At 36.7% G+C, this 6521-nt stretch carries 3 protein-coding genes; all 3 read left to right on the top strand.

Annotated features, from left to right (window positions below):
* The first annotated feature begins 325 nt into the window (after positions 1–325).
* The 3 genes from H3U97_RS11270 to H3U97_RS11260 all read left to right on the top strand — a co-directional run bounded on the left by H3U97_RS11270 (position 326) and on the right by H3U97_RS11260 (position 6334).
* Positions 326–1699, top strand: a complete 1374-nt coding sequence (locus tag H3U97_RS11270; RefSeq protein ID WP_198198993.1) for a hypothetical protein — start codon at positions 326–328, stop codon at positions 1697–1699.
* Between the two features lie 828 nt (positions 1700–2527).
* On the top strand, positions 2528–3904 hold the full coding sequence (locus tag H3U97_RS11265) for a hypothetical protein (protein WP_198198992.1): 1377 nt from the start codon (positions 2528–2530) through the stop codon (positions 3902–3904).
* A 1158-nt stretch (positions 3905–5062) separates the two neighbouring features.
* Positions 5063–6334 carry a hypothetical protein gene (locus H3U97_RS11260; protein ID WP_198198991.1) on the top strand — a complete coding sequence of 424 codons (1272 nt, stop codon included), beginning with the start codon at positions 5063–5065 and terminating at the stop codon, positions 6332–6334.
* The last annotated feature ends 187 nt before the right edge of the window (positions 6335–6521 follow it).

Below are 6521 nucleotides of genomic sequence, written 5' to 3'. Positions count from 1 at the left end.
AAACCATCAAAAAAAGTTGCATGGTTTTTTGCAATCACTATACTTTTATAGCATATTTATACGAATGGATAAATTTTATGCCGTTGGGCTTAAAATTTTAAATAAATCATAAAATTGGATTGACAAGGATATCTGATATGGATTATAATTTTCGACACGCAACACGCAACACGCAACCTGCCCAACCTATAATTTCACCTCTCTAAAGTTAAGCTCACATCGTTTATTATTTCACTGCAGTTTATTATTTCGACAATTTCCAAAATTTCCGAAATTCCGGCAAAATTTTTCAAAATTTCTTCGTTTAGCCTGTTTATCTCGGCCGATGGTTTTGGTATTAACTGTGATTGTTTTACAATCTATCTCTTTTGCTAATTATGCATTAACCGCTCAAACGACTAATATTATTCAAGGTTCAGCACCTTATTTAACCTTTGATGGAGGTCGAACTCGGGTCACAAATACTGAAGCGCTACTCGGGATATCCCTTTCTGATGGAAGAAGATTTACTCCGACAACCACTAATTCAAGATACAATCCTATCGAGTTACCTGTTGTTGGTCAGAGTTTTAATGATATTGGTATGTTAGTACCAACGGATACTAATTCTATTGCATTAAGCTCACTTATTGGTCCGCCCAACAATTATTGGGGTGATGATGATGGCGATGGTCAGGGAGTTAATGGTATCACCGCTACCGGTAGTTTAAATTTATCTATTGTTGATTATAACAATAATCCTGTTGCCCGTAATGAAGTGCTGACTATGTGTAAAGCGCTATATAAATTAACCTTATCTAATGATGAAGGTACACTAAAAACACGTTATGGTGTGCCTAATGAAAGTCGTTTTAATGCAAGTAATGCCACTTATTATATTATGCCTAAGACAGCGCCAGTGGTTTGTTATGCAGCACCTAATTCAATATATGGTGAGGGGCTTTCTGCTGCCGTTTGGAAAAAGGTTGATGGTTTTCTACCACAGTCAGTTACACCATCGTCTTATGGTTTAAACTTCCCGACTACTGGTGCTAATAATTTGCAGTTTCGATTAATGATAAAAGGTATTAATCAAGCCTTATCTTGGGCTCCGGTTTCTCATGGTGGTATTACTGCAACGATGACCGATTCAAGAAGTACCAGCGTTCGAGTCACCCTAACGGGTCCTGCTGTTATAGGCTATAATCCAGGTGGAATCGCCAGACCCTCTTTACCACAGGTATTTGAGTTAGTCGGTCGTGATAGCAGTGGTAATGCGGTGGTCAAATATGGATTTGTGTTAAAGCAGTGGTTTGTTCAAAGTGCTTCTTATACTAATAGTGGCTACTATTCTAATACATCATCTTGGTGTAATAATATTGGATATCGTCTTCCAAAGGTCAAGGATTTAACTAATGCGAGTTGTCCAGAAGGGGGGGGGTGTCTAGGTTCAGTAGGTGCAACGCCTTCGTCACCTGATAATAGTGCCCGTCATCACATTGGTGGAGGACTGTTTTCAGAATGGGGGAATCTGTGCTCTACATATTATAACCCTATTGGCAGCTTCCCCTGCGGGACGGGCTATTGGACGCAAGATAGGGTGGGTAGTAGTCAAGAGTATTTTATAGTTGAATCGGAATATGGTAGAGTGAGTCCTCTCAGTCCTAGCTATGATAGGTGGTATTACAACTCCGCCAACGGAGTCTGTGTCTATCCTTAGCTATTATTTCTTAGTTCTTAGGAATTGAAGCTGAGGATAAGAAAAATAACGTTAGGGCATTAAATAATCATTGCCCTGCCAAGGCAATGGCATTGACGTTAACGAAGTGGGTGTTAAAAAACGATTTTGTGGTGCGACATTCGCAACGTGCTGACAACTGAGTGAGGTTAGCATGGCAAACAGGGATGTTTGGCAAGGCTGTGCTTTGTCAGGAACAAATCACAGCCGGTGCGTTAAGACCGAACGAAGGCGGAAGGCAGTCACGCAGTGACCAGTTGCGTAGTCGCCGCGGGAGATTGTAAAGAGGGTTGGCGCCAACCCTCTTAACTCGGACGTAATCACCGTATAGAATTAGCCACCAAACAACAAAACGTCCGAAACTCAAACAACCAAAAAATTTTGAGGAACGGGGTTTTTAAAGCCTAAAAATCCCCCTAAAGTTTCTCCGAAATAGGTTTTAAGCGAGTAATTAAGACATAATATTACATTCACCTTTACAAAAGTTAACAATAAAACCGTCAAAAAAAGTTGCATGGTTTTTTGCAATCACTATACTTTTATAGCATATTTATACGAATGGATAAATTTTATGCCATTAGGCTTAAAATTTTAAATAAATCATAAAATTGGATTGACAAGGATATCTGATATGGATTATAATTTTCAACACACAACACACAACACACAACCTGCCCAACCTATAATTTCACCTTTCTAAAGTTAAGCTCACATCGTTTATTATTTCACCGCAGTTTATTATTTCGACAATTTCCGAAATTTCCGCAAAATTTTTCAAAATTTCTTGGTTTAGTCTTTTTATCTCGGCCGATGGTTTTGGTATTAACCGTGGTTGTTTTACAGTCTATCTCTTTTGCTAATTATGCATTAACCACAAAAACGACCAATATTATATATGGCTCAGCACCTTATTTAACCTTTGATGGTGGTCGTACCCGGATAACAAATACCGAAGCACTACTTGGGATATCCCTTTCAGATGGAAGAACATTTACTCCGACAACCAATAATTCGAGTTCAACTAATCCTATCGAGTTACCTGTTGCTGGTCAGAGTTTTGCTGATATTGGTATGTTAGTACCAACGGATACTGATTCTATTGCATTAAGTTCACTTATTGGCACACCGTATAATTATTGGGGGGATGATGATGGCGATGGTCAGGGAGTTAATGGTGTCACCGCTACTGGTAGCTTAAATTTATCTATTGTTGATAGATGGAATTATCGTGTTGCCCGTAATCAAGTGCTTGATATTTGTAATAACGATAGAGGACCTTATAAACTAACGTTATCTAATACTAGCGGTACATTAAAAACACGTTATGGTGTGCCTAATGAAAGTCGTTTTACGGCAGGTAGAGCCATTTATTATATTAATCCTAAGCAAACACCAGTGATTTGTTATGCAATACCTAACTTAGAGGGTCGTAGCGGTCTTTCTGATGCCGTTTGGGTATCGGGTGGGGGTTATCGACCACAGTCATTTACGCCGTCGTCTTATGGTTTAAACTTCCCGACTACTGGTGCTAATAATTTGTATTTTGATTTAGATATTGGTGGTGTTAGTCAGGCCTTATCTTGGGCGCCGGTTTCTCATGGTGGTATTACTGCTACTATGACCGATTCAACAAATACCAGCGTTAAAGTCACCCTAACGGGTCCTGTTGCTACAGAATCGCAATGGGAATCAGATAATCCAGGTAGAATCGACAGAATATCTTTACCTCAGGTATTTGAGTTAGTCGGTCGTGATAGCAGTGGTAATGCGGTGGTCAAATATGGATTTAGGTTAAAGCAATGGTTTGTTAATCGTGGCAGCACTAATGTATCTGACCCTTATAGCATGGAATCTTGGTGTAATAAGATTGGAGGATACCGTGTCCCGAAGGTCAAGGATTTAACTAATACGCGTTGTGCTCCGGATTTTGAGGGATGTCAAAGTGCAACGCCGACGTCATCAAGTATACTTATATACGCGCGTCATATTGGTGCAGGATTTTTCACTGAATGGGGGGATATGCGCTATTACCTTGGTGCCAACTTAGACACCCATTACTATTGGACGAGCAATAAGACGAATAGGACGAGTGAAGGCTGGGCTCCCTTTTATTCGATTAGCGTGGACTGGGGTGGTATAAATTGGCTGGGGTCTCCGAATTCCAGCGGCGTCTGTGTCTATCCCTAGCTATTATTTCTTAGTTCTTAGGAATTGAAGCTGAGGATAAGAAAAATAATGTTAGGGCGATAAAAAACGATTTTGTGGTGCGACATCCGCAAAGTGCTGACAACTGAGAGAGGTTAGCATGGCAAACAGGGATGTTTGGCAAGGAGCGTTAAAAGCGAACGAAGGCGGAAGGCAGTCACATCGTGACCACTTGCGTGGTCGCCGCGGGAGATTGTAAAGAGGGTTCGCGCCAACCCTCTTAACTCGGACGTATTCACCGTATAGAAATAACCACAAAACAACAAAACGTCCGAAACTCAAACAACCAAAAAATTTTGAGGAGAGGGGTTTTTAAAGCCAAAACCCATCCAACAAATCGCTAACGTTAGTTATAAAATCAACTAGTAACCAAAAAAAATTGAGGAACGGGGTTTTTAAAGCCTAAAATTCCGCCAAAGCTTCTCCGAAATAGGTTTTAAGGGCGTAATTAAGACATAATATTACATTAAACTTTACAAAAATTAACAATTTAACTTTTAAAAAAAGTTGCTTAGATTTTTCTCGTCACTATACTTTCATTATATGTTAAATATAATAATCGATGGATATTTAGTCGAACGGTACTAAAAAAGCCAAATAAAACAGATAATTACTTGACAGGATTGTCGCCATGCATTATAATGTAAAACACCAAACACCAAACACCAAATCTGCCAAACCTATAATTTAAAATCAGCTTATTTCAACTACCAAAGTTTAGTATCTCTTTATCGTTTATTTTTTCAAAAAATATTAAAACGAACCTCTAACGTTAATCAATGTAAAGTTATTCCGAAAACAAATAAATCAAAGTTGTGTTCAATTCGACATAAATTTCATGTTGTAAATGTTTTTTCAGATAGTAAATATCTGAAAACGACAGTTTTTTATGATGTCTCGTCATTGAAAAGATCTAAAAAATCTAGTTTTATTTTTGATAATTTATTATTAAAGATAGTTATTTCATTATTTATAACTAGCTTTTCTCAGTTTGCATATAGTTTATCTACTCATACATCTTTGACAATTAAAGGGTCATTACCATATATTGAATATAATAATACTCGCATAAAAGATATCTCTGAATTATTAAGTATTAAAGTAGGGAATACTGTTTATATAAGCGATGAAGCTGGAAACATGTACAAAAAAAATCCTGATGGTGATTTAGTTTCCGTAACAAATATATCTTTATCAAAGCCAGGAGATACATTTGCAAGTGTAAAATCAATAGTAGTACCAGATAACAACAATTACTCATTCAACATAATTGATAATAGCTTAATTGCAGATGATGATGGAGATAATGATTTCATTTTGAATGGTAATATTATAGGACAATGGAAAGACAGTAAGAATAATCTAATATTGGGGGATTTGAACGAATTACCTACTCACTGTTTTGGCCCTTATACATTAACTTTAAAAGCAGATAATGCACAATTGAGTACTAAATATGGTGATCCATCATCAAAAATATATGGTAGCGGAATAGCAAAATATATTATATATCCACATGATGAACAACCATCTATATGCAATGCAATGCCAGGAAGTATGGCTAATAATACTGGTATATTTTCAGGACCAACAAATATTTGGGATTCGAATAAAGGGTTTTTAGTTCAATCTGCTCTTGGTCGAGATTACGCTCAAAATTTTCCAACTTTAGCAGGTGATAGCCTCTATTTTTATCTATTGATCGATGGCGCAAAAGAAGTACTGACATGGCCTACAGTAAAAGTTGGTGATATTACTGCGACGATGAAAAGTGAAGGAACAAATCGTGTATTAGTAACTATAACTGGTCCTATACCAACATCTAATAATGATGGAGCTATAGCAAAGAAACCATCAATATTACCAGCCAAATTTACTTTATCTGGAATGAATAGCAAAGGTGATATTGTTGCTAAATATGGGTTTGTTCTACAAAAATGGTTTGTTGTGCGCGATAAAAATATAATTTCATATAATAGTCGAGAACATACAAATTGGTGTTTAGCATTAGATGGAGTACCGGGTAGAACTGAAGATATAAATGCGAATGAATACCGATTGCCTGATCCAGTAGATCTTACTTCTGCATCAGGAACCTTTACTTATGATAATTTTGTATACAATATTACAGGTTTAGATTTTCCTAATAAAAACTCTTTCTCTGATGGAGGTCGTTATTGGCGTCATATTGGTGGAGGATTATTTAGTGAATGGGGTAATTTAGTGGATTATGGTTTAAATATTAATCCAAATGCATATTATTGGACAGGAAAACGTGTAAAACAACAAAGTCTTACAGATTGGGTTTATAATATTGTCCGTCCTTTAGATGGAAATATATCCGCAGAAATAGGTGATACTAGGGGATATCCGACATTATGTTTTACTCCTGATTGGATTGATTGGCTATAAATTATCTATAAGTAAAAATCTATTAAAAAAGATGTTATTTAGTATTAGGAATTATTTTATATCTACTTTAGATAATAAATTAATCAACTAAATCGCTAACATTAGTTATAACATCAGCTAGTTCCAATAATAAAAGTTTATTTTGGCAAATAAGTTTGGTGTATTTAATTTAGCGACATTCGCAATG

This window comes from Gilliamella sp. W8128, from assembly GCF_016100545.1.
GTDB classification, from domain to species: Bacteria; Pseudomonadota; Gammaproteobacteria; order Enterobacterales; family Orbaceae; genus Gilliamella; species Gilliamella apis.
The sequence above is the reverse complement of the archived record's forward strand: the minus strand, read 5'-3'. Positions and strand labels throughout refer to the sequence as shown.